Origin of the sequence: Pantoea sp. CS_6 (assembly GCF_041954745.1) — a bacterium.
Lineage (GTDB): Bacteria > Pseudomonadota > Gammaproteobacteria > Enterobacterales > Enterobacteriaceae > Pantoea > Pantoea stewartii.
This window is the reverse complement of record NZ_JAVAYG010000003.1, coordinates 156,841-182,298: the sequence shown is the minus strand read 5'-3', so window position 1 is coordinate 182,298 and position 25,458 is coordinate 156,841. Positions and strand designations below refer to the sequence as shown.

Below are 25,458 nucleotides of genomic sequence, written 5' to 3'. Positions count from 1 at the left end.
TCATCGTGTGGCGTCGCCAGAGAAAAACGGGCCGCCTGCCGGCCCGTTCGCACTCAGGAAACGTGCTGTAAAAATTCGCGCAGACGTTCGCTGGGCGGATCACTGATCAGACGGTCCGGATCGCCGTCTTCGGCAATGCGGCCTTTATCAATAAAAATCAGGCGCGACGCCACTTTCCGGGCAAAACCCACTTCGTGTGTGACGATAACCATTGTCATGCCTTCTTCAGCCAGATCCTGCATGACTTTCAGCACTTCGTGACGCAGTTCTGGGTCCAGCGCGGAGGTGGGCTCATCAAACAGCATCATTTTGGGTTTCACCGCCAGTGCCCGGGCAATCGCCACGCGCTGTTGCTGTCCACCCGAAAGCTCAGAAGGGAAATGGTTGGCGCGCTCGGCCAGGCCCACTTTCGCCAGCAGGCTATGGGCCAGTTTTCGTGCGTCTTCTTTGCTGGCACCGCGAACGCGAATCGGGCCAAAAGCCACGTTATCCAGCGCACTCATCTGCGGGAAAAGGTGGAACTGCTGAAACACCATGCCGGCTTCCTGACGAATAAGGCGATCGTCTACTTTGGGATCGTTAACGTTCAGGCCATCGACGATCAGTTCGCCGCTGGTGATCTCTTCCAGCTTGTTGATGCAACGCAGCAGCGTCGATTTACCCGAACCGGAGGGGCCGATAATCACGACGACTTCACCCTGATTAATCTTCAGGTCGATATTGTGCAGCACCTGGGTTTGGCCAAAATGCTTTGAGACGTTTTTAAATTCAATCACAGGATTTTCACCCTTTTCTCAATACGGCGCAGCACAAAGCTCAACACCAACGTAATCACAAGATAAATAACGGCCACTGCGCTCCAGATTTCCAGCGCGCGGAAGTTACCGGCAATAATTTCCTGTCCCTGGCGGGTCAGTTCGGCCACACCGATCACAATAAACAGCGAGGTGTCCTTAATGCTGACAATCCACTGATTGCCCAGCGGGGGCAGCATACGACGCAGCGCCAGCGGCATGATGACGTAGCGCAGGGTTTCGCGGCCTGACAGGCCCAAAGCCAGCCCGGCCTCGCGAAAGCCTTTGTTAATGGACAGGACCGCACCGCGGGTAATTTCCGCAATATAGGCACCCGAGTTAATCATAATGGTTACCACCGCGGCGGTGAACGGATCGATGCGCAAATCCGGGAACGCCATAGGCAGGGCAAAATAGATGAACATAACCTGCACGACGATGGGCGTACCGCGAATGATTTCAATAAAAACCAGGGCGATATTATTGCTCAGCCAGCCACCGTATGCGCGGGCAAAACCCGCGACCAGGCCGATGATCAATCCACCGACCAGGCCAATAATGGAAATAATTAAGGTCAGTTTTGCGCCTTCGAGTAGCGCGGGCATGGCTGGCCAGATGACGCTCCAGTCAAAATCCATGGTGAAACTCCGCTGTTGTTGCGATGGAAAAAAGCAGGGACAGGGTCCCTGCTGAAAAATAAAAAACGGGCTCAGTGATTATTTCGGTTCAGTTCCGAACCACTTTTTATAGAGTTGATTGTAGGTACCGTTCTCTTTAAGCGTTTTCAGCGCGCCGTTCACTTTTTCACGCAGTTCATCACTGCCTTTCGGGAACGCAATGCCGTACTGCTGGGCTTCAATAGAATCACCTACAGCTTTGAAACGGCCTTTACCTGCGGTGTTGATGAAATAGAGAATATTGGGCGTATCGTGCAGCACTGCGTCAGCGCGGTTGGTGCCCAGTTCCATGTAAGCGTTATCGATATTCGGGAACTGACGCAGATCTTTCGTTTTGATGTGCGTCTTCGCATAATCTACGGAACCCGTGCCGCTCTTCACCGCCACCACTTTGCCGTTCAGATCGTCAATGCCTTTGATGTCTTTCTCGTTGTTACGCACCATGACCAGCAGACCGCTTTTGTAGTAGCCATCAGAAAACTCAATAGCTTTCTTGCGCTCGTCAGTAATGGTAATGCCGGCCAGTGCCACATCGACGTTGTGCGTCTGAAGGGCAGGGATGATGCCGCTGAAGTCCATCGGCTTCAGGGTGTAATCCAGTTTCAGTTCCTTCGCAATGGCATCCCATAAATCCACGTCAAAGCCGACATATTTGTCACCTTGTTTGAATTCAAACGGGACAAAAGCCGTATCGGTGGCGACGATCAGTTTCTTTTCTGCTGCGGAAGTGGAGAGAGAGAAGGCCAGCGCCAACGCGGCCACAGAGATGTTAAATAGCGATTTCATCATTTTTCCTTATTGCGACCAGGCGCAGGGCCCGGGTTTGCGAGCTATCATTTGCGGGCTATCATATGAAAAAAGTATGCCAACTTTTCAAAATGTAAAAAATATAATGATCAGGAGATCATCGCTGACACGATTCTGCAACCTGTCGCGCCGATGCACTATTATGGTGATCCATCATGGTGCGAAGCGCTAAAGTGGTGCAGGAGTAGTGTGCATCAGAAGGCGAAAACGGGAAGGGCGCAGCGTCAGAAATGTTAACAAAGTCATAAATTATAGTAATACAGACGTAAAAAAGGCGGGTTTCCCCGCCTGGTAATAGCCTGTAAAACCGTTATTCGATATTAGACTCAATGAACCACAGGAATTTATCCAGGTCACGAGAAGCCGCGGTAAAGATATCGGCGGTATCTTCATCTTTCACTTCAGAAATCGCTTTGCGCGTATCGTTAGCCACCACAGCATAACGGTCGGCCAGCGCTTTCAGATGATCCTGTACGCTGTGGATATTCAGCGGATAGCTTTTCAGTGGCGTTTTATCGTTGACGACCTGGGTGGTACCCAGTGCTACACCACCCAGTTGCACTACGCGTTCCGCGATAGTGTCCTGATGATCGGTGATGGTGGTACGGAAACCGTCCAGCATTTCGTGCACACCGATGAAGTTCGCGCCGCGCATGTTCCAGTGCGCTTGCTTAGTGATCAGGGACAGATCGATGAACTCCACGACCAGGCGATTGAGCACCTCAATGGTGGCGCGCTTTTCGTCATCTGCCACGTCATTACGGGTATAAAGTAGATCAGAAGATTTTGTTTTAACCAGTTTAGCGGTACTCATTGTTTCAGTCCTCTCTTTCAATGGTTGTCCTAATCAAGTACGAAACTAAGTATAGCAGCGATTTGCCGCCTTGCAGGATTGGCTTAATCAATGGATGAAATAGCATTCACCTTAGCGTGCGTGGGTGCGCGGGTGAAATAGTTAATAAATTGTTAAACTTAACATTTCATAAAGCACTTTAAATACATAAGGTTAAATAAAAATTCAATCGAATGATTTTTACCTGTATTAAATATTAACTTTCTATTACACATCAACTGAAATAATTATCAGCATGAGAGTTATTGTTATTTAGCCTGCCTTTCAGCAGGCGGAAACCTGTTATTTCTTTTTATTATCAGATAATTCTATTGCATTTAACTGGCTCTTTCTGGGACGCATGGTCAGGGTAGCGCCGGACGAGGCCAGGATAATCGCCAGCAGCGCCAGACACTGCACACCAGAAAGGCTCTCATTCAGATAAAGCATGCCAGACAGCGCCGCCACCGCAGGCTCAAGGCTCATCAGCGTACCAAAAATGCGCGCAGGTAAACGGGTCAGTGCCATCATTTCCAGTGAATAGGGAAGCGCCGTTGAAAGAAAGGCCACTAAAATGGCAACCGGCACGACGCTCCATTGCCAGATGCCGCTTGCGGCAAACGTCAGCCCTACGGGAACAAAAATCAGCGAAGCGATCAGAGAGCCGATGGCGACCGTTGCCGCGCCGTGCTCTGCGCCCGCGCGCTGCCCTGACAGAATATAGACTGCCCAACAGACACCGGCACCGAGCGCAAATAGTGCACCTATCGGATCGACGGAGGTAATACCGGTACTGAACGGCAGTAAAAACCACAGCCCAATGACCGCCAGTATGACCCAAAGAAAATCGAGTGGCCGACGTGAGCCGAGCAGCGCAAGCGTAAGCGGGCCAACAAACTCCAGCCCGACCGCGATGCCAAGCGGTACCGTCCGAATAGACAGGTAAAATAAAAAGTTCATCGTACCCAATGCTAAGCCATAAATAATCAGCGGCATGCGCTGTTCAGGACGAAAACGCAGTCGCCAGGGCTTGAAGATGAGGCAAAGGATGACGGTGCCAAAGCCCAGGCGCAATGCGGTGATGCCGGTGGCACCCACGGTGGGAAAAAGTGTTTTTGCCAGTGAGGCGCCGCCCTGAAGCGACAACATCGAGATAAGTAACACGACGACAGGGAGTAAAGCTGGCGTGAGCGATTTGAGTGGCGAAACTGACATCCTGTTGATACTTCCCAATCAATGAGCTAACAAGATGACCAGTGTAAAGGAAATGTTGGTCAAAAAGGGGACGTAAACTGATTTTAATTTTGTCTGTTTGCCTGCTTTTTAAGCAGTTTTTCCGGCTGGAAAGTAAATTAATGTCAGGTTTTTTTAGGAATTTACTTAAAGAATGAAAATTTGTTTGGGGTCATTATTGCAAGGATATGACGGTTTTTATAAGAAAAATGAATGACATAGGAAACTCCATTAACTTTCTGTTACACCAAACACTGTGTTAGACAACAAAATGCGGGCAGAGTTTCTCGCTATTTTTTGTTATATTTTTAGCGTTGTCAGGAGAGAAGTACTTTCACATTTGAGGTGGTTATGAAAAAAATTGCATGTCTTTCAGCATTAGCCTGTGTGTTAGCAGTCGCAACAGGTTCCGCCATGGCACAGAGCACCGTAACCGGTGGCTACGCACAGAGCGACTACCAGGGCGTTGCTAACAAAGCAAACGGCTTCAACCTGAAATATCGCTATGAAGACGGTTCTAACCCACTGGGTTGGATCGGCTCATTCACTTACACCGAGAAAGATCGTACCGAAGACGGCATTTACAATAAAGGCCAGTACTACGGTATCACCGGTGGTCCAGCATTCCGTCTGAATGACTGGGCAAGCATCTATGGTGTGGTTGGTGTTGGCTACGGCAAATACCAGGCTAACGACACCACTTCACGCGACAAAGCTGACACCAGCGACTACGGTTTCTCTTACGGCGCAGGTATGCAGTTCAACCCAATGGAAAACGTTGCACTGGACGTTGGCTATGAGCAGAGCCGCATCCGTAGCGTTGACGTTGGCACCTGGATTGCTGGCGTAGGCTACAGCTTCTAAGCGAGCTTAGTCGAGATTAAAAAAACGGCCCTCTTCAGGGCCGTTTTTATTGGTAACATAAACCCGCGCTAATAACCTGCCTTTGTCTTTGTCTTTGCCACCGCGACTGTCCCTGTATCTGTCTTCTCCGCGCCGCATTACGTTCTGACATTAACCCGCGCCCCGGACTTCCCTGGCAGGAAGCCTTTTTTCCAGGCCCGCACAGAACAAAAGAAGGGCGCCTTACACAGCGGCTGTATTTTGACGCTTACCTTTACAGGAACAGCGCTAAGCGCAGGGCACAGGTGACCAGATCAGAAGCGTGGATCAATGCAGGCGCGCGGCGAGGAAAGGAAAACAGGCCGCGCGTGGGTAATGAATCTGAATGTGAAAACGGATTCAGCCGCGCCAGATCAGTTTTTGGCAGTAGCGCGTTTCCGGCTGCTGGCCCAGCAGACGCTCAATAAGCATGAGGCGCAGCGTAAAAGGGGAGCGCGTCAGCAGGCACCACCAGGATTTTCCTGATGTTATTTTTTCGGCCTGGAAGCATTTGCTGCAGTCGATACAGCTTTTCAGAGTGCTCATAGCATCACCTCCCATAAAATTTAACGCAACGGTAAGCAGAGATCGTGCTTTAATGCATCACTCTGTTTACATTATCGACAAATATAGCACTGGCTATACCGTTTAGCCAAGGCTAACGACGAAAAATTTGAGCTTATTTGCGCCTGGTTTACAATGAGCGCAGCTAAATCCACACGGAAGGGCTGGTGTGGAAAAAATAAAGAGGAAGCTGAATGAGTCGTCGTGCCAAAAGCGTGGTTTCTGCCCCGCAAGGACCACTAAAAGATATTGAAGAGCATGTCGAAGGTTTTCGGCAGGTGCGCGAAGCGCATCGTCGTGAACTGATTGATGACTATGTTGAGCTAATCTCTGATTTGATTGGTGAGTTTGGCGAGGCGCGCCAGGTCGACATGGCCGCGCGTTTGGGGGTTTCGCAACCGACCGTCGCCAAAATGTTAAAGCGGTTAGGAACTGCCGGCCTGGTCGAGCAGGTGCCTTATCGCGGCGTCTTTTTGACGCGTGAAGGGGAAAAGCTGGCTGAAGAGAGCCGCGCCCGCCATCACATCGTTGAAACCTTCCTGTTAGCGCTTGGCATTAGTCCGGAAACGGCACGCCGCGATTCTGAAGGCATCGAACATCACGTCAGTGATGAAACCCTGGCCGTATTCCAGAAATTTTACCAAAACAATTAATCCTCAGTTAAGGCGCCGGACATCATGCCCATTGTGCTTCGCTCATTTCTGCATGACCATATATTGCACTTGTTAGTCGTTGTTGGGGTTGTTCTGCTGTTTCTTGCTCATTACCACTGGGCGGATCTGCCTGCCGCAGTGGACTGGCACACCATCATCACCCTGAGTGGACTGCTTATCCTCACCAAGGGGTTAGAAACCAGTGGGTATTTTGATGTTCTGGGCGGTCGGTTAATTGCGGGGTTTAAGCATGAGCGCACGCTGGCCCTGTTTATGGTGCTGGCGGCGGCGGTGCTCTCGACCTTCTTAACCAACGATGTGGCCCTGTTTATTCTGGTGCCGCTGACGCTGACATTGCGCAAGTTTTCCCATTTACCGATTTCCCGCTTAATCATCTTCGAAGCGCTGGCCGTAAATGCCGGTTCGTTGCTGACGCCGGTGGGCAATCCGCAGAATATTTTGCTGTGGAGCCACGGCTCGCTGAGTGTAGTCGGTTTTATCTGGCAAATGACCCCGCTGGCCGTCTGGCTGCTGTTAAGCCTGCTGGTCGTCACCTGGTTTAGTTTTGCCAAACGCGCGATTGAAAAACATGAGAACGCAGAACAGCACAGCTGGCAGAAGCCGCTGTTTGCCGTCAGTCTGGCGCTTTACGTCTTGTTTATCGCCGCGCTGGAGTGGCACCTGACCGGCTGGGCGCTACTGCTGATTCTTGTCTGCTTTTTTATTATGGCGCGCCAGGTATTGCTGAATATCGACTGGAGCCTGCTGGTGGTCTTCATCGTCATGTTCCTGGACGTGTTCTTGCTGACACGCTTGCCTGTTGTGCAGGCCCATTTTGATGCGATTGCCCATCTTGCCAAAGGGGAGCTTTATCTGTTGGCGATTGGCTTGTCACAGGTAATCAGTAATGTGCCTGCCACGATCCTGCTTTTGCAGAAAGTGCCGCCTTCAGACGTCCTTGCCTGGGCGGTCAATATCGGTGGGTTTGGCCTGCTACCGGGTTCGCTTGCCAACCTGATTGCGCTGCGCATGGCGAAAGATCGTGCCATCTGGTGGCGCTTCCATCTGTTCTCCGTTCCCTTACTCGCATGGTCGATGCTGACCGGCTGGCTGTTGCTCAAACTGGTTGCCTGACGCGAACCTGTCCTGCCCTCGTGGCAGGACGTGCGAACTTTCTCAAGTTAAGTAAAGTTGTACTGGATTTTGTCAGTTTTCGATCTAATGTTTAGTTGACTTTCTACGCCCAGGACTGAGGGCCTTAGCCAGTGACGGACACTATGAGCGAGAACAACAACAACCGCGACCCACACCAGAAAGACACAGAAAACGCGCCCGATAAAAACAGCCCAGCACACGATAGCCAAAGCGATAACGACGAGAAACCGCGTAAGCGTCCCGGCAAAAAGCCGTTAATTATTTTGGCGGTCGTCGTCGTGGTGATGTTGATCGTGGCGTTCTTCTTCTGGTTTACCACCCGTAATGAAGAAACGACTGACGATGCGTTTACCGAAGGCAACGCAGTGACTATCGCAGCGAAAGCCTCGGGTTACGTCGTAAAATTGCTGGTGAAAGACAACCAGCGCGTGAAGAAGGGCGATCTGCTGGTGGAAATCGATCCCAGCGATAACGAAGCCCAGCGCGCGCAGGCAAAAGCACAGCTTGGCCTGGCCATGGCACAGTTGCACCAGGCTCAGGCGCAACTGGCACTGTCGCGCGTTCAGTACCCGGCGCAACGCGACCAGGCGCTGGCCGATCAGGCCAAAGCCGAGGCCAACTACCTGAATGCGCAGGCGGATTACCGTCGTCAGCGCGGCGTCGATCCCCGCGCCACCAGTCAACGCAATATTGATTCAGCCTCGGCGCAGTTACGCTCCGCGCAGGCACAACTGCAAAGCGCCAAAGCTCAGGTGGAAGTCGCCTCGCAGGTGGCCCTGCAAATCCGTCAGCAGGAAACCAATGTTGAAGCGCGTCAGGAACAGGTCGAGCAGGCAAAAGCCCAACTGAATGTGGCCGAGCTGAATCTGTCTTACACTCAGGTTCGTGCTCCTTACGACGGGTTTGTGACTAAGCGAAATGTCCAGTTGGGAACGTTGGTTCAGGCGGGCAGCGCCTTGTTCTCACTGGTTTCCCCGGATATCTGGATCACCGCCAACTTTAAAGAGTCACAGCTGGAGCGAATGAATCCCGGCGACAAGGTAACCATCAGCGTGGATGCCTGGCCTGACATGAAACTTGAAGGCCACGTCGACAGCATCCAGATGGGCACCGGTTCGCGCTTTTCGACCTTCCCGGCGGAGAATGCCACGGGCAACTACGTGAAAATCGTTCAGCGCGTGCCGGTCAAAATTGTGATTGATAAAGGACTGGATCCTAACCGTCCACTGCCACTGGGCTTATCGGTTGAACCGAAGGTAACCGTGGAATGAGTGAATCGCAGAGCTGGAAACCCGCCAGTAATCCGTGGCTCGTGGCCATTACGGTAACGCTGGCGGTATTTATGGAAATCCTGGATACCACCATCGTGAACGTGGCCCTGCCACATATCGCCGGTTCGCTCTCATCCAGTTACGATGAATCCACCTGGGTGCTGACCTCGTACCTTGTGGCGAACGGCATTGTGCTGCCCATCTCTGCCTTCTTCAGTCGTTTATTTGGCCGTAAACAGTTTTTCTTAATCTGTATCGTCATGTTCACGATCTGCTCATTCCTGTGTGGTATTGCCACCGAACTCTGGCAGATCATTCTGTTCCGCGTCCTGCAAGGGTTTTTCGGCGGCGGCCTGCAGCCTGTGCAGCAGTCGGTGCTGCTCGACTACTTTAAACCTGAGGATCGGGGCAAAGCGTTTGGCCTTTCCTCGATTGCGATTATCGTGGCGCCTGTTATCGGCCCGACGCTGGGCGGCTGGATTACGGATAACTACAGCTGGCGCTGGGTGTTCTTTATCAATATCCCGGTCGGTATCCTGACGATCATGGCCATTTTGCCGCTGCTGGAAGATCCGCCATGGGAGCGCAAGTGGGCCAAGGGCAAACTGAAAATTGACTACATCGGTATCGGTTTAATTACGCTGGGCCTGGGCTGCCTGCAGGTGATGCTGGATCGGGGTGAAGATGAGGACTGGTTTGCGTCGCACTTTATTGTGTTATTCGCGGTACTGGCGCTGGTCGGCATTGTCGGAGCCGTCTACTGGCTAATGTATGCCCGCAAACCGGTAGTCGACATTCTGGTAATGAAAGACCGTAACTTCTGGGTTGCGGGCCTGCTCATGGCCGGGATGGCAATGATTCTGTATGGTAGTTCCGTCGTGCTGCCTCAACTGGCCCAGCAGGATCTGGGTTATACGGCGACCTGGTCAGGGCTGGTGCTTTCACCCGGAGCCGTGCTGATTGTGCTGACGATTCCGCTGGTGCTTAAGCTGATGCCGGTCGTGCAAACCCGCTATATCATCGCATTTGGTTTTAGCTGCCTGGCCCTGGCGTTTTTCTACTCGTCCACGTTAACGCCCAATGTCGATTTCTCCACGCTGGTCATGATGCGCAGTGCGCAGTCTATTGGCCTGGGCTTCCTGTTTGTGCCGCTGACCACCATTGCCTTCATTACCATCCCACAACGCCTGAACGCGGATGCATCAGCATTATTTACGATGTTCCGTAACGTTGCGGGTTCGATTGGCATCTCGTTATCCACGGCGGCAATTACGGAGCGGGAGCAGGCGCGTTCGGCCCACATGGTGCATAACATGACGCCGTTAAATGAACAATTTAACATTACCGTTCAGCACTGGGCGCAGGCGATTCGCGACTTTACGTCGGCGGTGGGCGATCCCGTGACGCTGGCAACCGGCCAGCTCTATAAAGAGATGATTGTCCAGTCACGCATTCTGGCTTATATCGACGTCTTTTCAGGCTTAAGTATTGTCGCCCTGATTTTGATTCCATTTTGTTGGCTGCTGTCGCCCGTCAAAAGCGAAGGCAGTGCAGGAGCACACTGACATGAAGGTTATGACTACGTATCGCCTGAATCCCTTTACCTTGTTGCTGACGTTATCGCTGGCAGGTTGCAGCGTGGGCCCGGACTACCAGGCGCCAAAACCTCAGTTGCCGGGCAGCTACCACGCGCTGGATTCTCAGGAGCGCTCGAAACCGCAGACGTCGGCAGTGGATACGCGCTGGTGGCGTAACTTCAACGATCCCCAACTGGACAGCCTGATTGCCCGCGCAATCGCGGGTAATCTGTCGTTACAGCAGACCGTCCTGCGCATTGCGGGCGCGCGCGAGCAGTTATCTCAGGCGCAGGGCGGCTTGTTTCCCAGCCTGAACGGTTCGGCAAAAGTCACGCGTCAGCAACTGGGGCTGGAAGGTTTGCTGAAAGCGAATGGGGTCAATGACCAGGTGGACAGCACTGTCGCCAGCCAGTTAAACGGGCTGACGCAGCCCGTCACCTTATATCAGGGCAGCTTCGATGCCAGTTGGGAACTGGATCTGTGGGGCAAGGTACGACGTCAGATCGAATCAGCCAATGCACAGCAACAGGCGGCCATTGAGCAACGTAACGATGCGCTGGTGTCGCTGGAAGCGGAAGTTGTCCGTGCCTGGTTACAACTGCGTGGGGCGCAGGCAACCGTCAACACGCTGCAACAGCAAATCGCGGTGGCGGATCAGACCTGGCAACTGACACAAAGCCAGCAGCGCAATGGCCTGGCGCCGTTAACCGATGTGGAAAATGCCCGGGCGCAGTTGAGCAGTTTACAGGCGCAGCTACCGCAGTATCAGGCGCAAACGCGTCAGGCGATGAACGGTCTGGCTGTGCTTATCGGTAAAACCCCCGGCGCGCTGGATGCAGAACTGCAGACGCCGAAAGCGCTGCCAGCCTTGCCGAATGCGGTCGCGGTCGGCATTCCCTCAACCTTAGCGCGTCGACGCCCGGATATTCGCCAGGCAGAGGCGAAACTCCATGCGCAAACCGCCGGGATCGGCGTTTCTGTCGCACAGCTGTTCCCCAGCCTCTCTCTTACCGGACAGTTGGGCGTGCGCAATACCGATGCCAGTTATCTGGACGACTGGAGCAGCCACTTCTATAGCGTGGGGCCTTCGCTGTCGATTCCCCTTTTTCAGGGGGGCCGGCTGGTTTCCAGCGTGAAGCTTGCACGTGCTCAGCAGGCCAGCGCGGCGCTGGATTATCGCCAGACGGTGCTGACGGCTTTGCAGGATGTCGAAAACGCCCTTGTGAGTTACCGGGCCGATCAGCAGCGCGTCACGGCGCTGGACGAAACGACCGGTGCACTGCAACGGACCTTTGATTTGGCGAGCGACAGCTATCGTCAGGGATTATCGACCTTCCTTGAGGTGCTTGATGCGCAGCGCCAGCTCGCCCAGGCCGAGGAGCAGGCAACACAGGCGCGCATGCAAAGCGGGCTGGATCTGGTGGCGCTCTACAAAGCGCTGGGCGGCGGCTGGGAAACCTATCAAAACGTTCAGCTCCCTCAGTATGACGTGTTTGGACCTGCGACCCAGGTAAATTAATCCTTCAGGCCGTGGCCTTTCGGCAGACCACGGCCTGTTATCAGACAGTGTAATACCTGCGCTTTATTATTTATCTGTTATATCGTTCAGTAAACTCATTTAATCACCCTTAAAGCTGGTGGTTTAAAAGGGTTGCTGGCTATTTAGCCGGCGCACATACTGTGAAGCATAAATTGTCTGTAAATGTATTCAACCTTATAACGGCTGTGAAACGCCGTCGCCTTGCCTGTGCCGATGCAGCATTTTTGTCGGGGAGTGAAGGGGGACAAAGGCAATATCCCCACATTTTATTCGCCATAAAGCCGATATTATTGTGGCGAAGCGCGATAAACCTCGTACCCGACGTCAGCTATTTTGTTCACAGACCGCGTGTTCCGGGCGGAGAACGTCTGACTCAGGACAGGCAAATTAATCCAAATTCTTCACCGGTGTTAAAAAATATTCAGCGTTAAAATTTAAAAGCGCATAGCGAATTCATACAGTAAGTGTAATCAATGAAATCGTTTACATTGTGCAAGGATAGCAGGCATTTAGTGTTAATTTGAGGTTAATTATCTCTCCACATAAGCATTCTGAATACTTCACTGACATTTAAAAAACCTATCGGAATTATCTGTAGTAATAAATTAATTTATTTTTTTATTTGAATTAGGTAATCTTGACGCTACAGTTTAATTAAACCCCTTAATCAAGGATATTGTGATGAGTGACGCATTTAAAGTTCTAAACAACATTCGCACATTACGTGCCCAGGCTCGTGAACTGCCACTGAGCGATCTGGAAGAAATTCTTGAGAAATTGACCGTTGTAGTAACGGAACGTCGTGAAGAAGCGCACGCTGAAGAACAACAGAATCGTGAAAAAGAAGAGAAGTTATCGAAATATCGCGAAATGCTGTTGGCTGATGGCATCGATCCTAATGAATTATTAGGTGCGCTGGAGCAGGGTAAAAAACGCACTAAGCGTGCGCCACGTCCGGCTAAATATTCTTACACCGACGAAAATGGCGAGAAAAAATCATGGACCGGCCAGGGCCGCACGCCAGCAGCAATTAAAAAAGCGCTGGACGAAGGTAAAAGCCTGGACAGCTTCCTGATCGATTAATCGACACAATCCTTGTAAGTGGTAGCCGGCGACATTTATGTCGCCGGCTTTTTTTATTTAAAAAACCCTGCTCTTTGCTTATTACTCTCGCTGTCATGCACCCGGTGTGGCGTGCGCAGGTAGGGCTTCCCCTCTGCGCAGCGTGCCAGCGGCTGGGTTAAGCGGCAAACGTACGGGCAGTGAAAATAAAAAGTCATGCGTTTTCAACAGACACTCATGCAAGGGTAGCCGGAGACTGGCGTGCGCTACGTCACATCTGGCATAATAGCCGCCGTTTTCCATCCACTCTCTTCACTAAGGTCAATGCCGTGTTAGTTAGCAGCAATATCACCATGCAGTTTGGCAGCAAGCCACTGTTCGAAAATATCTCCGTTAAATTTGGCGGCGGTAATCGGTACGGTTTAATCGGTGCGAACGGCAGCGGAAAATCCACCTTCATGAAGATTTTGGGTGGCGATTTGGTGCCGTCGGGCGGCAATGTTTCCTACGATCCCAATGAACGTATTGGTAAATTACGCCAGGACCAGTTCGCCTTTGAACAATATAGTGTGATTGATACGGTAATCATGGGGCACCATGAATTATGGGAAGTGAAACAGGAACGTGACCGTATTTATTCCCTGCCCGAAATGAGCGAAGAGGAAGGCTACAAAGTCGCAGACCTGGAAGTACAGTATGGCGAAATGGATGGTTACAGCGCGGAATCGCGCGCCGGTGAATTATTACTTGGCGTGGGCATCCCGGTTGAACAGCATTACGGGCCGATGAGCGAAATTGCGCCAGGCTTTAAATTACGCGTTCTTTTAGCCCAGGCCTTGTTTTCTAATCCGGATATTTTGCTGCTGGACGAACCGACCAACAACCTGGATATCGATACCATCCGTTGGCTGGAGCAGGTGTTAAACGAACGCGACAGCACCATGATTATCATTTCGCACGACCGTCACTTCCTCAATATGGTCTGCACGCACATGGCCGATCTGGACTATGGCGAGCTGCGCGTTTATTCCGGTAATTATGATGAATATATGACCGCGGCCACCCAGGCGCGTGAACGTCTGTTAGCGGATAACGCCAAGAAAAAAGCGCAAATTGCCGATCTGCAGTCGTTTGTCAGCCGCTTTAGTGCCAACGCTTCTAAATCGCGTCAGGCCACCTCGCGCGCTAAACAAATGGATAAAATAAAGCTGGAAGAAGTGAAAGCCTCCAGCCGTCAGAATCCATATATCCGTTTTGAACAGGATAAGAAACTGTTCCGTAATGCGCTGGAAGTGGAAGGCCTGACGAAAGGCTTTGATAACGGTCCTCTGTTCAAAAATCTTAATCTGCTGCTGGAAGTCGGTGAAAAACTGGCGATATTAGGGGCTAACGGTATCGGTAAATCCACGCTGTTAAAAACCCTGGTCGGCGAACTGACGCCAGAAAGCGGCAGCGTTAAATGGTCCGAGAATGCCAAAATTGGCTATTACGCGCAGGACCACGCAGACGATTTTGCTGACGATCTGACGGTTTTTGACTGGATGAGTCAGTGGAAGCAGCCGGGCGATGATGAGCAGGCCGTACGCGGTATTCTTGGCCGCCTGTTGTTTTCTCAGGACGACATTAAAAAGCCCGCCAAGGTGCTGTCGGGTGGTGAGAAAGGGCGCATGCTGTTCGGCAAGCTGATGATGCAGAAGCCTAACATTCTGATTATGGATGAACCCACCAACCACCTGGATATGGAATCCATCGAGTCATTAAACATGGCGCTGGAAATGTATGAAGGCACGCTGATTTTCGTTTCCCATGACCGTGAATTCGTCAGCTCACTGGCGACGCGTGTTATGGAAATCAAGGCGGATCGCATCGTCGATTTCACCGGGAATTACGAAGACTACCTGCGCAGTCAGGGCATCGTTTAAGGCCTGCGGGGTAGCGCTGACTACCCCGTTTTCTTTCGTGCATTGACCCGCCTTTTGTAATCGCTCACGCTCAGCGTTCAATCAGACCGGCCTTTAGCCTGTGCACTCAGAATGGCCACAGACTTCACAATTCGGATCCTGTGCGACATGCATCGTGCGAAACTCTGCGCGCATGGCATCATACATGAGCAAACGTGAGCGCGCGGGCGTGCCAAACCGGGTCAGCAGCTTTATCGCTTCCATCGCCTGCATGGCACCGACCACACCCACCAGCGGCGCCATTACACCGGCTTCCACGCAGCTGAGCACCTGAGCGCCAAACAAACGGCTGATACAGCGGTAGCAGGGCGCACCAGGCTGCCAGTCAAACACACTCAACTGACCTTCCATGCGAATCGCCGCGCCCGAAACCAGGGGCACCTTCAGTTCATAACAAAGCCGGTTAAGCTGTTCACGCACGCTGACATTATCCGTGCAGTCGACCACGACCTGCTGCCTGGCGATGAGCGCCCGCAGCGCGTCATCGTCCAACTGGCCGTGGACCGGATATAACTGACAGTGGGGATTGATCTCCGCCAGGCGTGCCCGGGCGGATTCGACCTTGGCCCGACCAATATCCGCATCATGATGCAGAATCTGTCGCTGCAGGTTTGAGAGCGAAACCGTATCAAAATCCAGCAGAGACAGGTGACCGACGCCCGCTGCCGCCAGATAAGGTGCGGCTGCACAGCCTAAACCGCCCAGGCCCACGACCAACACATGGCTGGCCTTCAGGGCTTCCTGTCCGTCAAAGTCAAACCCCCGCAGGACAATTTGCCGGTTATAGCGCAGCATTTCCTCGTGGCTGAGTTCGGGCAGCATTTATCCCTCCAGTAGGGCGTTGAAGGGCTCAACATCCACCCATTCTCCCGCCTCGACATAGCCGCGCTCACGCTCCAGTACGATAAAGCAGTTAGCCTGTGAAAACGAGCTGTACACATGCGAACCCTGGGCACCCGTGCTGATGACTTCTGTTTCACCCTCAGCATTTCGCCGCAGCACACCGCGCTGAAAATCCAGACGGCCTGGCGATTTTTTCAGTGCGCTTGCTGTACGCACGCGCTGACGTGGCGGTAAAGCCGAAGCTGACTGTCCGGTCAGACGGGCCAGCAGGGGCTGCACCAGTTGATAAAAGGTCACGACGGCCGAGACCGGATTGCCGGGCAGGCCGCAGAACCAGCTGTTTGCCAGGCGGCCAAAGGCGAAAGGTTTGCCCGGTTTAATGGCCAGCTTCCAGAAGCGAATACTGCCCAGTTCCTCCAGCATCGCCTTAGTAAAGTCGGCTTCACCAACAGAGACACCGCCGGTGCTGATGACCACATCGGCCTGGCGATCGGCGTCCATAAAGGCAGCCCGCAGGGCGACCGGATCGTCGCGAACAATGCCAAGATCGATCACCTCGCAGCCCAGCTTATGCAGCATGAGGGAGATGGCAAACCGGTTGGTGTCATAGATTTGCCCGTCAGACAGCGGCTGGCCCACGGGTTGCAGCTCATCCCCGGTGGAGAAAATTGCCACGCGCAATTTGCGCAGCACCTTCACCGTGGCGATGCCTAATGAGGCCAGCAACGGCAGTTCCGCAGCGCCCAGGCGCACGCCAGGCGCAAGGACCTGATGGCCTGCCCGGATATCATCGCCGATCAGGCGGATGTTTTGTCCGGCTTTTACGGGCGCATCAATAACAATCTGTTCGCCCTGCAGATGGGTTTGCTCCTGCATGACGACGGCATCGCAGCCGTCCGGTACCGGCGCGCCCGTCATGATTCTGATGACACTGCCCGCAGGCCAGTCACCCGAAAACGGCGCACCGGCAAAGGCTTTACCGGCAACCCTTAAGGGCTGACCCTCTTGTACATCAGCAAGCCTGACGGCATAACCGTCCATGGCTGAGTTGTTAAAAGGCGGTACATCAATGGGGGAGGTCACGCTGCAGGCGGTGATGCGCCCGGCCGCGTCGGTCAGGGGCACATCCAGGGATTCGGTGATGGGCGTCAGTTGCGCCAGCATCTTCTGTTGCGCGTCTTCAAGGGAAATCAGTCCGGCAGTAAAGCTTTCCATTATTGTCTCAGTCTGTCTGTTGCAATTGCTGACTATTATGGTGGCTTTTATCCTCAGAGTCACATCGGTATAAGCCACAACGAAAGGTTATTAGCGCGGGACCAGTTTCCGCTTTACAAGCTATGGCGGGCTTTCTATATTCAAAAATACGCTAACAAGACGTAAAACCATTCAAAATCAGTGTTTTTCCTTCTGATGCAACCACAGGGTAACGCAGTATGGCTAAAGCAGTGATCGCCATTCATGGCGGCGCAGGCGCAATTACGCGTGCTGCCATGAGCGCAGAGAAAGAACAGGCTTATCGTCAGGCGCTTCACGACATTGTGACACATGGCCAAACCCTGCTGGCGCAGGGCGCATCCGCGCTGGATGTGGTGACTGAAGCGGTGCGCAGGCTGGAAGAGTGCCCGCTGTTTAATGCGGGTAAAGGGGCTGTGTTTACCCATCAGGGCACACATGAGCTGGATGCCAGCATCATGGATGGCAGAACGCTGCAGGCTGGGGCAGTGGCGGGCGTCTCCCGGCTGCGCAACCCGGTACTGGCAGCGCGTGCGCTGTTAGACCATAGCCCGCATGTCCTGTTGATCGGGGAAGGGGCCGAAGCCTTTGCGTTTGCGCAGGGGCTTGAGCAGGTTGAACCGGATTTCTTTTCCACGCCTGAACGCCTGGAGCAACTGCAACGGGCGCTGCGCAGCGATGCCGCTGTGCTTGACCACGATGGCGCCGCCCAGGGCGGCGATCCTCTTGACCCGGATCGTAAGTTTGGCACGGTCGGTGCCGTGGCGCTGGATTTGGCGGGAAACCTGGCGGCGGCGACGTCGACCGGCGGCATGACCAATAAACAGCAGGGGCGCGTAGGCGACTCACCGTTGCCTGGCGCAGGCTGCTATGCCAGTAACGACAGCGCGGCGGTGTCCTGCACCGGCACTGGCGAAGTGTTTATCCGCACCCTGGCGGCCTACGATGTGGCGGCACAAATGCGTTACGCCGGGCGGACATTACAACAGGCCAGCGTCAATGTGATTCATGACAGCGTGCTGGAGCTGGGCGGCAGCGGTGGGCTGATTGCGGTTGATCGGGAGGGCAATGTGGCACTGCCGTTCAACAGCGAAGGCATGTACCGGGCTGTTGCCCGGGTGGATGACGTCGCAGAGGTCGCAATTTACCGTGAAAGCTAACAGCCAGCCTGACAGGCTCCCTCTGTCTCCCGAACAGGTGTTGGCGGTGCGCGACCTGAACGTACGTTTTCACCATGACGGCCAGGTGACCGAAGCCGTGCGTCATCTTTCACTTGATGTGTTTCGCGGCGAAACGCTGGCTTTAGTGGGCGAGTCCGGCTCGGGTAAATCCGTCACCTCACTGGCGATCATGCGCCTGTTGGCGCAGGACAGCGCAGAGGTCAGTGGCGAGATACGGCTGCGTCGGCGCAGTGGTGAGGCACTGGATCTGATGCGGATGCCGCGCGGTCAGATGCGCAGGGTGCGCGGCGCGGATATGGCCATGATTTTCCAGGAACCGATGACCTCGCTGAATCCGGTGTTTACGGTAGGCGATCAGATCGCAGAATCCATTCGACTGCATCAGGGTAAAAGCCAGTCCGAAGCCCTGACGGAAGCGCGTCGTATGCTGGATCGGGTACGCATTCCTGACGCACAAAGTATGCTGCGCCGTTATCCTCACCAGCTTTCCGGCGGTATGCGGCAGCGCGTGATGATTGCGATGGCCCTGTCGTGTAAGCCTGCGCTGCTGATTGCCGACGAGCCGACCACTGCCCTGGACGTGACGATTCAGGCCCAGATCCTGCAACTGATCCGCGAGCTGCAGAAAGAGATGCAGATGGGCGTGATTTTTATCACTCACGATATGGGCGTGGTGGCGGAAATGGCGGACCGCGTCCAGGTGATGTATCGCGGTGAGGTGCTGGAAAACGCCCCTACCGCCGAGCTGTTCAGCGCACCGCAGCAGCCTTACACCCGGGCGTTGCTGGCCGCTGTCCCGACCCTGGGTGCGATGCAGGACCAGCCGCTGCCCGCGAAATTTCCTCTCCTGCTCAACGATGCGGCACCCGACGTACCGCAAAACACCGTACGTCACGATCGCCCGCCCATCCTGCAGGTGCGCAATCTGGTCACGCGCTTCGATATTCGCTCAGGATTACTGAATCGCGTAACGAGCCGGGTGCACGCGGTCGAGAACATCAGCTTTGATCTGTATGCAGGCGAAACGCTGGCGCTGGTAGGGGAGTCCGGGTGCGGTAAATCGACCACCGGACGTTCACTGCTGAAACTGGTCACCAGTCAGGGAGGCAGCATTACCTTTGACGGGCAGCGTATTAACGATCTTTCGGGAGCGGCGCTGGCGCATCTGCGGCGCGATATGCAGTTTATCTTCCAGGACCCTTATGCATCGCTCGATCCGCGCCTGACGGTGGGATTTTCGATTATGGAGCCGCTGCTGGTTCACAAGGTGATGCCACGACGCGAAGCGGAACAGCGCGTGGCCTGGTTACTGGAAAAGGTTGGCTTACTGCCGGAACACGCAAAGCGTTATCCGCATGAGTTTTCGGGTGGCCAGCGTCAGCGTATCTGCATCGCGCGGGCACTGGCGCTGAACCCCAAAGTGGTGATTGCCGACGAGTCGGTGTCCGCGCTTGATGTCTCCATTCAGGCACAAATCATCAACCTGATGCTCGACCTTCAGCGTGAATTTGGTATCGCCTTTTTGTTTATTTCCCATGATATGGCGGTGGTTGAGCGCATCAGCCACCGCGTAGCGGTGATGTATCTTGGACAGATTGTGGAAATCGGCCCACGTCAGTCGGTATTCGGGCAGCCACATCATCCGTATACCCAAAAATTAATGGCCGCCGTGCCGGTTGCCGACCCGACACGTCGGCAACGCGAGCGCAGTCTGCTGGTCGATGAGATCCCCAGCCCGATTCGTGCACTGGGCGATGAACCCGAACGGGTTTCGCTGATGGAAGTGGCCCCCGGTCATTTTGTGGCTCGCTCTGCCACCAGCGCGATCTGAAATAATACGCTATCGCCACGGCGATAAATCAGACAGGGATTACAGGAGAAAACAATGCAGATAACGATGCGTAGAAGCTTACTGGCAGCAGGGATATTAAGTAGCGTCATGACGCTGCCCGCCTGGGCCGCGGGTGATGCGGTGATCGCCGTCGCCTCTAATTTCACCACGCTTGATCCCTATGACGCTAACGACACCTTGTCCCAGGCGGTCGCGAAATCATTTTATCAGGGGCTGTTTGGCTTTGATAAAGATATGAAACTGACCAATGTGCTGGCGGACAGTTACACGGTGAGCGGCGATGGCCTGACCTATACCATCAAGCTGCACTCAGGCGTGAAGTTTCAGGATGGCACCGACTTTAATGCCGAGGCGGTCAAGGTCAACCTGGATCGGGCCAGTAATCCCGACAACCATCTCAAACGTTATAACCTGTTTAAATACATCGCCAGCACGGAAGCGGTCGATCCCACGACGGTGAAGATTACGCTGAAGCAGCCGTTCTCGGCCTTTATTAATATTCTGGCGCACCCTGCGGCGGTGATGATTTCCCCTGCCGCCCTGAAAAAATACGGTAAGGACATCGGTTTTCATCCGGTGGGCACCGGGCCGTTCGAATTTGTGACCTGGAATCAGACCGATTTTGTGAAGGTGAAGAAATGGGACGGCTACTGGAAAAAAGGCTATCCCAAACTCGACAGCATTACGTGGCGCCCGGTCGTGGATAACAATACGCGTGCGGCCATGCTGCAGACCGGTGAAGCGAACTTTGCCTTCCCGGTGCCTTATGAGCAGGCCAAATTGCTGGAGAAGGACAGCAAGCTGGACGTGGTGGTATCGCCCTCCATCATGCAGCGCTACATCAGCCTGAATGTGACACAAAAACCGTTTGATAATCCGAAAGTGCGTGAGGCGCTGGAGTACGCGATCAACCGCCAGGCACTGGTTAAAGTTGCGTTCGCCGGTTATGCCACACCTGCTACCGGCATAGTGCCTCCCTCTATTGCCTATGCGCAAACGTATCCGCCCATTCCTTACGATCCCGCTAAAGCAAAAGCGTTGCTGAAAGAAGCGGGTTATCCGAACGGTTTCGACACCACGCTCTGGTCGTCGCATAACCACAGCACGGCACAGAAAGTGTTGCAGTTTGTTCAGCAGCAACTGGCACAGGTCGGCGTGAAGGTGAAAGTGACCGCGATGGATGCGGGACAGCGCGCAGCGGAAGTGGAAGGCAAGGGCCAGAAAGAGAGCGGCGTGCGCATGTTCTACACTGGCTGGTCAGCCTCAACGGGTGAAGCCGACTGGGCGCTGACGCCGTTGTTCGCAACCGCAGCCTGGCCACCGGCGATCTTCAACACGGCGTTTTACAGCAATCCGAAGGTGGATAAAGACCTGGCCGACGCGCTGAAAACGACCGATCAGGCGGAAAAAGCCAAACTGTATAAAGATGCGCAGGACACCATCTGGAACGATCATCCGTGGATCCCGCTGGTGGTGGAGCAACTGGTGTCCGCACACAGCAAAAACCTGAGCGGTTTTTACATGATGCCGGACACGTCATTCAGTTTTGATGACGCCGAGATGAAGTAAGTCGCCGGACCTGTTCTGTCCTGAACAGGATGTGTGATGCCCGGTGCCTCGTCAGCAATGAGGCACCGGGCAGGTCAGCTGCGCTGCTGACTGTTGTGTGGGATGTCACATGGTTAACTATTTTCTTAAACGCCTGCTGGGCCTGATTCCCACGCTGTTTATCGTGGCAGTGCTGGTGTTTCTGTTTGTCCATCTGCTGCCGGGCGATCCGGCGCGGCTGATTGCCGGACAGGAAGCCGATGCGTCTGTTGTGGCATTGGTCCGTCAGGAGCTGGGCCTGGATAAACCCCTGCCGGTGCAGTTCGTGCACTTTATCGTCAATGCGCTGCAGGGGGATTTTGGTCAGTCGCTGGTTTCCCGGCGTCCGGTTTCGGCGGAAATCGCTACGCGTTTTATGCCAACCCTGTGGCTGACGCTCACCAGCATGGTGTGGGCGGTGATCCTGGGCATGGCGATCGGCATTGTTTCGGCCGTATGGCGCAATCGCTGGCCGGATCGCCTCGGCATGACGCTCGCGGTTTCGGGTATCTCTTTTCCGGCTTTTGCCCTGGGCATGTTACTGATGGACGTGTTTTCCGTCCAGTTGGGCTGGTTGCCTACGGTGGGCGCAGACAGCTGGCAGCACTATATTTTGCCCTCTCTCACGCTGGGCGCGGCGGTAGCGGCTGTGATGGCCCGTTTCACCCGGGCATCCTTTGTGGAGGTGATGCAGGAAGATTACATGCGCACCGCGCGTGCCAAAGGCGTCAGTGAGTACCGCGTGGTGATTAAGCACGGTCTGCGGAATGCCATGATACCGGTGGTCACCATGATGGGCCTGCAGTTTGGTTTCCTGCTGGGTGGCTCGATTGTGGTTGAGGTCGTGTTCAACTGGCCGGGGCTGGGACGCCTGCTGGTGGATTCGGTACAGATGCGTGACTATCCGGTGATTCAGGCAGAGGTATTGCTGTTTTCGCTGGAGTTTATTTTGATCAATCTGATTGTCGATATGCTGTATGCCGTCATTAACCCGGCGATTCGCTTTAAGGACACCTGATGAAAAACTGGCGACGGGAAGCGGCACTCAAACACATGCCACTGCTGGACAGCAACCGTGTAAGAACGCCCTGGCGGGAATTCTGGCGACGCTTTCGTCGTCAGCCGGTCGCTCTGCTGGCGGGCCTGTTTGTCCTGGTGCTGATCGTACTGGCGTTTACGGCACCGTATGTTGCGCCATTCGATGCAGAAAATTACTTTGATTACGACCGACTCAACGACGGCCCCTCACTGGTGCACTGGTTTGGCGTGGATTCACTGGGACGCGATATCTTTAGCCGCGTGCTGGTGGGAACCCGAATTTCGCTTCTCGCCGGCTTCGTTTCCGTCGCGATAGGGGCGATAGTGGGGACGCTGGCAGGACTGCTGGCGGGCTACTATGAAGGCTGGTGGGACAGGATCACCATGCGCATCTGCGACGTGCTGTTTGCGTTTCCCGGCATTTTGCTGGCCATTGCCGTCGTGGCCATCATGGGCAGTGGCATCAGTAACGTCATTATCGCCGTGGCGATATTCAGTATTCCCGCCTTTGCCCGCCTGGTGCGCGGCAATACGCTGGTACTGAAACGGCAAACCTACATCGAATCAGCCCGCAGTATCGGAGCGTCAGACTGGACGATCATGATACGTCACCTGCTGCCCGGCACGGTATCCTCTATTGTGGTGTACTTCACCATGCGCATCGGGACCTCGATTATCACCGCCGCAAGCCTGTCATTTCTGGGGCTGGGCGCGCAGCCACCGACGCCAGAGTGGGGCGCGATGCTCAACGAAGCGCGCGCGGATATGGTTATCGCGCCGCACGTGGCGATTTTTCCGGCACTGGCTATTTTTTTCACGGTTTTAGCCTTTAATTTGCTTGGCGACGGGCTACGTGACGCACTTGATCCTAAACTGAAGACATGAAACCTTTTGACTATGAACAAGACTTCAGCACTATCGACTTCCGCAAACATCCTGAACGTTATCAGGTCGGGCGCGGTGAGCAGGGCGTGCTGATGGTCCAGCCCTATAAAGGCGAAATCCTGCCGCACTGGCGTTTTCGTACCGTTGAGGTTGCGAAAGCCTCGGCAGAAGAAATCATGCGGCTGTTCGAAGCCTATCGTCAGCAGGATGACTTTGTGGGCATGGACATGGCGCGCAAATTTATTCAAATGGGCTACACCCGTGCGCGCCGCTACAGCAACCATAAGGGCGGACGGAAATACGATGCGGAGGGCAAGGAGTTACCCCGGGGCAGGGACGAAGAAAAGGCCGCTGCGGCGGCCATTTTCAAAGCGTACTGGGATAAGCTACGGGCAGATGACGACTATCTGGCGCGCAAAAAAGCGCACCAGCAGAAGTATGGTTAGACGCGGCTCGCCCACAAATCGTATTCGTCAGCATGTTCCACTTTGACTCGCAGAACATCGCCCGGCTTAACGTTGCTCTCGCCATTCAGGTAGACGGCACCATCGATCTCTGGCGCGTCAGCCATGCTGCGACCAATCGCGCCTTCTTCATCGACTTCATCGATGATGACCATAATTTCACGGCCGATTTTTTCCTGCAGGCGCTCGGCAGAGATCTGCTGCTGCAACTGCATAAAGCGGTCATAACGTTCCTGTTTCACTGCGTCATCGACCGGATCGGGTAACTGGTTTGCCGTTGCGCCTTCAACCGGGCTGTACTGGAAGCAACCCACACGATCCAGACGCGCTTCTTTAATAAAGTCGAGCAGCATCTGGAAGTCTTCTTCGGTTTCGCCGGGGAAGCCTACAATAAATGTTGAGCGCAGCGTCAGCGTCGGGCAGATCTCACGCCAGCGCTTAATGCGCTCCAGCGTGCGTTCCACGGCACCCGGACGCTTCATCAGCTTCAGAATGCGTGGGCTGGCGTGCTGAAGCGGGATATCCAGATACGGCAGAATCTTGCCTTCTGCCATCAGTGGAATCACGTCGTCCACGTGAGGATAAGGATAAACATAATGCAGGCGAACCCACACGCCGAGTTTCGCTAACTGCTCGCACAGGCTCACCATGCTGGTTTTCACCGGCGTGCCGTTCCAGAACCCTGTGCGGTGTTTCACGTCCACGCCGTAAGCCGAGGTATCCTGCGAAATGACCAGCAACTCTTTCACGCCCGCTTCAACCAGCCGTTTTGCTTCGTCCAGCACTTCGCCAATGGCACGACTGTCGAGATCGCCGCGCATAGACGGGATGATACAGAAGGTGCAGCGATGGTTGCAGCCTTCAGAAATTTTCAGGTAAGCGTAATGACGCGGCGTCAGCTTCACGCCCTGTTGCGGCACCAGGCTCAGGAACGGATTATGTTGGGGCTTCGGCACGTAGCGGTGCACGTGCGACAGCACTTGTTCATAGCTGTGCGGACCGGTGATTTCCAGTACCTTCGGGTGCACTTCGCGAATCTGGTCGACTTTCGCTCCCAGGCAGCCGGTCACAATCACCTTGCCGTTTTCGTTCAGGGCTTCACCGATCGCTTCCAGCGATTCCTGGACGGCGCTGTCGATGAATCCGCAGGTGTTGACGATAACGATTTCCGCATCGTCATAGCGTGGGACCACCTCATAGCCCTCGGTGCGCAGTTCCGTCAGAATGCGCTCAGAGTCGACAAGGTTTTTGGGGCAGCCAAGCGAGACAAATCCCACGCGCGGCGGCAGTGTAGTAGTAGTGGACATAAGGTGGTTTCCGGTTCAGCACAGCAATGGCGCGCGATTTTACCTGTGTTGCGATGAAAA

Annotated in this window: 23 protein-coding genes; 14 read left to right on the top strand and 9 right to left on the bottom strand. The window is 54.2% G+C overall.

Features of this window, described 5'->3' with window-relative positions:
• Positions 1-53: 53 nt before the first annotated feature.
• The 5 genes from glnQ to rhtA all read right to left on the bottom strand — a co-directional run bounded on the left by glnQ (position 54) and on the right by rhtA (position 4,325).
• A complete protein-coding gene (gene glnQ, locus RAC90_RS06070; RefSeq protein WP_039341430.1) occupies positions 54-776 on the bottom strand; it encodes a glutamine ABC transporter ATP-binding protein GlnQ in 723 nt (240 codons plus the stop codon).
• Positions 773-1,432 carry a glutamine ABC transporter permease GlnP gene (gene glnP / locus RAC90_RS06065; protein WP_033737688.1) on the bottom strand — a complete coding sequence of 220 codons (660 nt, stop codon included), beginning with the start codon at positions 1,430-1,432 and terminating at the stop codon, positions 773-775. The genes glnQ and glnP overlap by 4 nt, the downstream gene beginning before the upstream one ends.
• A 78-nt stretch (positions 1,433-1,510) precedes the next feature.
• Entirely contained in the window at positions 1,511-2,257 is a 747-nt protein-coding gene (gene glnH / locus RAC90_RS06060; protein ID WP_375124162.1) for a glutamine ABC transporter substrate-binding protein GlnH, read from the bottom strand.
• A gap of 331 nt (positions 2,258-2,588) precedes the next feature.
• Entirely contained in the window at positions 2,589-3,092 is a 504-nt protein-coding gene (gene dps, locus RAC90_RS06055; protein ID WP_033737686.1) for a DNA starvation/stationary phase protection protein Dps, read from the bottom strand.
• 321 nt (positions 3,093-3,413) lie between these two features.
• Entirely contained in the window at positions 3,414-4,325 is a 912-nt protein-coding gene (gene rhtA, locus RAC90_RS06050) for a threonine/homoserine exporter RhtA (protein WP_263758818.1), read from the bottom strand.
• Positions 4,326-4,694: 369 nt separating this feature from the next.
• On the opposite strand from rhtA, the gene ompX reads away from it, so the two are divergent.
• The gene (ompX, locus tag RAC90_RS06045) at positions 4,695-5,207 is read left to right on the top strand and encodes an outer membrane protein OmpX (protein ID WP_033737684.1); all 513 of its coding nucleotides are present in this window, start codon (positions 4,695-4,697) and stop codon (positions 5,205-5,207) included.
• A gap of 378 nt (positions 5,208-5,585) precedes the next feature.
• Here ompX and RAC90_RS06040 read toward each other — a convergent pair whose 3' ends face one another.
• Positions 5,586-5,771, bottom strand: a complete 186-nt coding sequence (locus tag RAC90_RS06040) for a hypothetical protein (RefSeq protein WP_133745104.1) — start codon at positions 5,769-5,771, stop codon at positions 5,586-5,588.
• A 212-nt stretch (positions 5,772-5,983) separates the two neighbouring features.
• Here RAC90_RS06040 and mntR point away from each other — a divergent pair, with 212 nt between their 5' ends.
• From mntR to RAC90_RS06005, 7 genes are all read left to right on the top strand, one after another.
• Positions 5,984-6,442 (top strand): manganese-binding transcriptional regulator MntR, encoded by a 459-nt coding sequence (gene mntR, locus RAC90_RS06035; protein ID WP_033737682.1) that lies wholly within the window; start codon positions 5,984-5,986, stop codon positions 6,440-6,442.
• A gap of 24 nt (positions 6,443-6,466) precedes the next feature.
• Positions 6,467-7,576, top strand: coding sequence for an SLC13 family permease (locus RAC90_RS06030; protein WP_054634256.1), 1,110 nt, complete (start codon positions 6,467-6,469; stop codon positions 7,574-7,576).
• A 143-nt stretch (positions 7,577-7,719) separates the two neighbouring features.
• The gene (locus RAC90_RS06025) at positions 7,720-8,868 is read left to right on the top strand and encodes an HlyD family secretion protein (protein WP_172912302.1); all 1,149 of its coding nucleotides are present in this window, start codon (positions 7,720-7,722) and stop codon (positions 8,866-8,868) included.
• Complete coding sequence (locus RAC90_RS06020; protein ID WP_033737679.1) at positions 8,865-10,433, top strand: DHA2 family efflux MFS transporter permease subunit; 1,569 nt, start codon at positions 8,865-8,867, stop codon at positions 10,431-10,433. Before RAC90_RS06025 ends, RAC90_RS06020 begins: the two co-directional genes overlap by 4 nt.
• A 1-nt stretch (position 10,434) precedes the next feature.
• Positions 10,435-11,964 carry an efflux transporter outer membrane subunit gene (locus tag RAC90_RS06015; protein ID WP_058701048.1) on the top strand — a complete coding sequence of 510 codons (1,530 nt, stop codon included), beginning with the start codon at positions 10,435-10,437 and terminating at the stop codon, positions 11,962-11,964.
• 702 nt (positions 11,965-12,666) lie between these two features.
• Positions 12,667-13,068, top strand: coding sequence for an H-NS family nucleoid-associated regulatory protein (locus RAC90_RS06010; protein WP_014606234.1), 402 nt, complete (start codon positions 12,667-12,669; stop codon positions 13,066-13,068).
• A 308-nt stretch (positions 13,069-13,376) separates the two neighbouring features.
• On the top strand, positions 13,377-14,969 hold the full coding sequence (locus RAC90_RS06005; RefSeq protein WP_039341417.1) for an ABC-F family ATPase: 1,593 nt from the start codon (positions 13,377-13,379) through the stop codon (positions 14,967-14,969).
• Between the two features lie 93 nt (positions 14,970-15,062).
• Here the strand turns inward: RAC90_RS06005 and moeB are convergent, their stop codons facing one another.
• Together moeB and moeA are read right to left on the bottom strand one after the other, a co-directional pair.
• Positions 15,063-15,830, bottom strand: a complete 768-nt coding sequence (gene moeB, locus RAC90_RS06000) for a molybdopterin-synthase adenylyltransferase MoeB (protein ID WP_054634252.1) — start codon at positions 15,828-15,830, stop codon at positions 15,063-15,065.
• Positions 15,831-17,066: a molybdopterin molybdotransferase MoeA gene (gene moeA, locus RAC90_RS05995; protein ID WP_375124115.1), complete on the bottom strand. Its 1,236-nt coding sequence runs from the start codon at positions 17,064-17,066 to the stop codon at positions 15,831-15,833. It abuts the gene before it with no gap.
• Between the two features lie 218 nt (positions 17,067-17,284).
• Here moeA and RAC90_RS05990 point away from each other — a divergent pair, with 218 nt between their 5' ends.
• From RAC90_RS05990 to RAC90_RS05965, 6 genes are all read left to right on the top strand, one after another.
• A complete protein-coding gene (locus RAC90_RS05990) occupies positions 17,285-18,244 on the top strand; it encodes an isoaspartyl peptidase/L-asparaginase family protein (RefSeq protein WP_033737675.1) in 960 nt (319 codons plus the stop codon).
• Positions 18,207-20,096, top strand: a complete 1,890-nt coding sequence (locus tag RAC90_RS05985) for a dipeptide ABC transporter ATP-binding protein (protein ID WP_375124114.1) — start codon at positions 18,207-18,209, stop codon at positions 20,094-20,096. Before RAC90_RS05990 ends, RAC90_RS05985 begins: the two co-directional genes overlap by 38 nt.
• A gap of 54 nt (positions 20,097-20,150) precedes the next feature.
• Positions 20,151-21,686: a glutathione ABC transporter substrate-binding protein GsiB gene (gene gsiB / locus RAC90_RS05980; RefSeq protein ID WP_082999195.1), complete on the top strand. Its 1,536-nt coding sequence runs from the start codon at positions 20,151-20,153 to the stop codon at positions 21,684-21,686.
• 109 nt (positions 21,687-21,795) lie between these two features.
• Complete coding sequence (gsiC, locus tag RAC90_RS05975; RefSeq protein ID WP_058701044.1) at positions 21,796-22,722, top strand: glutathione ABC transporter permease GsiC; 927 nt, start codon at positions 21,796-21,798, stop codon at positions 22,720-22,722.
• Positions 22,722-23,627 (top strand): glutathione ABC transporter permease GsiD, encoded by a 906-nt coding sequence (gene gsiD / locus RAC90_RS05970; RefSeq protein WP_039341402.1) that lies wholly within the window; start codon positions 22,722-22,724, stop codon positions 23,625-23,627. The genes gsiC and gsiD overlap by 1 nt, the downstream gene beginning before the upstream one ends.
• On the top strand, positions 23,624-24,073 hold the full coding sequence (locus RAC90_RS05965; RefSeq protein ID WP_033737673.1) for a DUF4385 domain-containing protein: 450 nt from the start codon (positions 23,624-23,626) through the stop codon (positions 24,071-24,073). Before gsiD ends, RAC90_RS05965 begins: the two co-directional genes overlap by 4 nt.
• Here the strand turns inward: RAC90_RS05965 and rimO are convergent.
• Complete coding sequence (gene rimO / locus RAC90_RS05960) at positions 24,070-25,398, bottom strand: 30S ribosomal protein S12 methylthiotransferase RimO (RefSeq protein WP_289366408.1); 1,329 nt, start codon at positions 25,396-25,398, stop codon at positions 24,070-24,072. The two genes, RAC90_RS05965 and rimO, sit on opposite strands and share 4 nt — an antisense overlap.
• Between the last annotated feature and the right edge of the window lie 60 nt (positions 25,399-25,458).

Coding starts and splice junctions, on each gene's coding strand:
- glnP (WP_033737688.1), bottom strand. CDS start 1,432: ATGGATTTTGACTGGAGCGTCATCTGGCCAGCCATGCCCGCGCTACTC.
- glnH (WP_375124162.1), bottom strand. CDS start 2,257: ATGAAATCGCTATTTAACATCTCTGTGGCCGCGTTGGCGCTGGCCTTC.
- dps (WP_033737686.1), bottom strand. CDS start 3,092: ATGAGTACCGCTAAACTGGTTAAAACAAAATCTTCTGATCTACTTTAT.
- rhtA (WP_263758818.1), bottom strand. CDS start 4,325: ATGTCAGTTTCGCCACTCAAATCGCTCACGCCAGCTTTACTCCCTGTC.
- ompX (WP_033737684.1), top strand. CDS start 4,695: ATGAAAAAAATTGCATGTCTTTCAGCATTAGCCTGTGTGTTAGCAGTC.
- RAC90_RS06040 (WP_133745104.1), bottom strand. CDS start 5,771: ATGAGCACTCTGAAAAGCTGTATCGACTGCAGCAAATGCTTCCAGGCC.
- mntR (WP_033737682.1), top strand. CDS start 5,984: ATGAGTCGTCGTGCCAAAAGCGTGGTTTCTGCCCCGCAAGGACCACTA.
- RAC90_RS06030 (WP_054634256.1), top strand. CDS start 6,467: ATGCCCATTGTGCTTCGCTCATTTCTGCATGACCATATATTGCACTTG.
- RAC90_RS06025 (WP_172912302.1), top strand. CDS start 7,720: ATGAGCGAGAACAACAACAACCGCGACCCACACCAGAAAGACACAGAA.
- RAC90_RS06020 (WP_033737679.1), top strand. CDS start 8,865: ATGAGTGAATCGCAGAGCTGGAAACCCGCCAGTAATCCGTGGCTCGTG.
- RAC90_RS06015 (WP_058701048.1), top strand. CDS start 10,435: ATGAAGGTTATGACTACGTATCGCCTGAATCCCTTTACCTTGTTGCTG.
- RAC90_RS06010 (WP_014606234.1), top strand. CDS start 12,667: ATGAGTGACGCATTTAAAGTTCTAAACAACATTCGCACATTACGTGCC.
- moeB (WP_054634252.1), bottom strand. CDS start 15,830: ATGCTGCCCGAACTCAGCCACGAGGAAATGCTGCGCTATAACCGGCAA.
- moeA (WP_375124115.1), bottom strand. CDS start 17,066: ATGGAAAGCTTTACTGCCGGACTGATTTCCCTTGAAGACGCGCAACAG.
- RAC90_RS05990 (WP_033737675.1), top strand. CDS start 17,285: ATGGCTAAAGCAGTGATCGCCATTCATGGCGGCGCAGGCGCAATTACG.
- RAC90_RS05985 (WP_375124114.1), top strand. CDS start 18,207: ATGACGTCGCAGAGGTCGCAATTTACCGTGAAAGCTAACAGCCAGCCT.
- gsiB (WP_082999195.1), top strand. CDS start 20,151: ATGCAGATAACGATGCGTAGAAGCTTACTGGCAGCAGGGATATTAAGT.
- gsiC (WP_058701044.1), top strand. CDS start 21,796: ATGGTTAACTATTTTCTTAAACGCCTGCTGGGCCTGATTCCCACGCTG.
- gsiD (WP_039341402.1), top strand. CDS start 22,722: ATGAAAAACTGGCGACGGGAAGCGGCACTCAAACACATGCCACTGCTG.
- RAC90_RS05965 (WP_033737673.1), top strand. CDS start 23,624: ATGAAACCTTTTGACTATGAACAAGACTTCAGCACTATCGACTTCCGC.
- rimO (WP_289366408.1), bottom strand. CDS start 25,398: ATGTCCACTACTACTACACTGCCGCCGCGCGTGGGATTTGTCTCGCTT.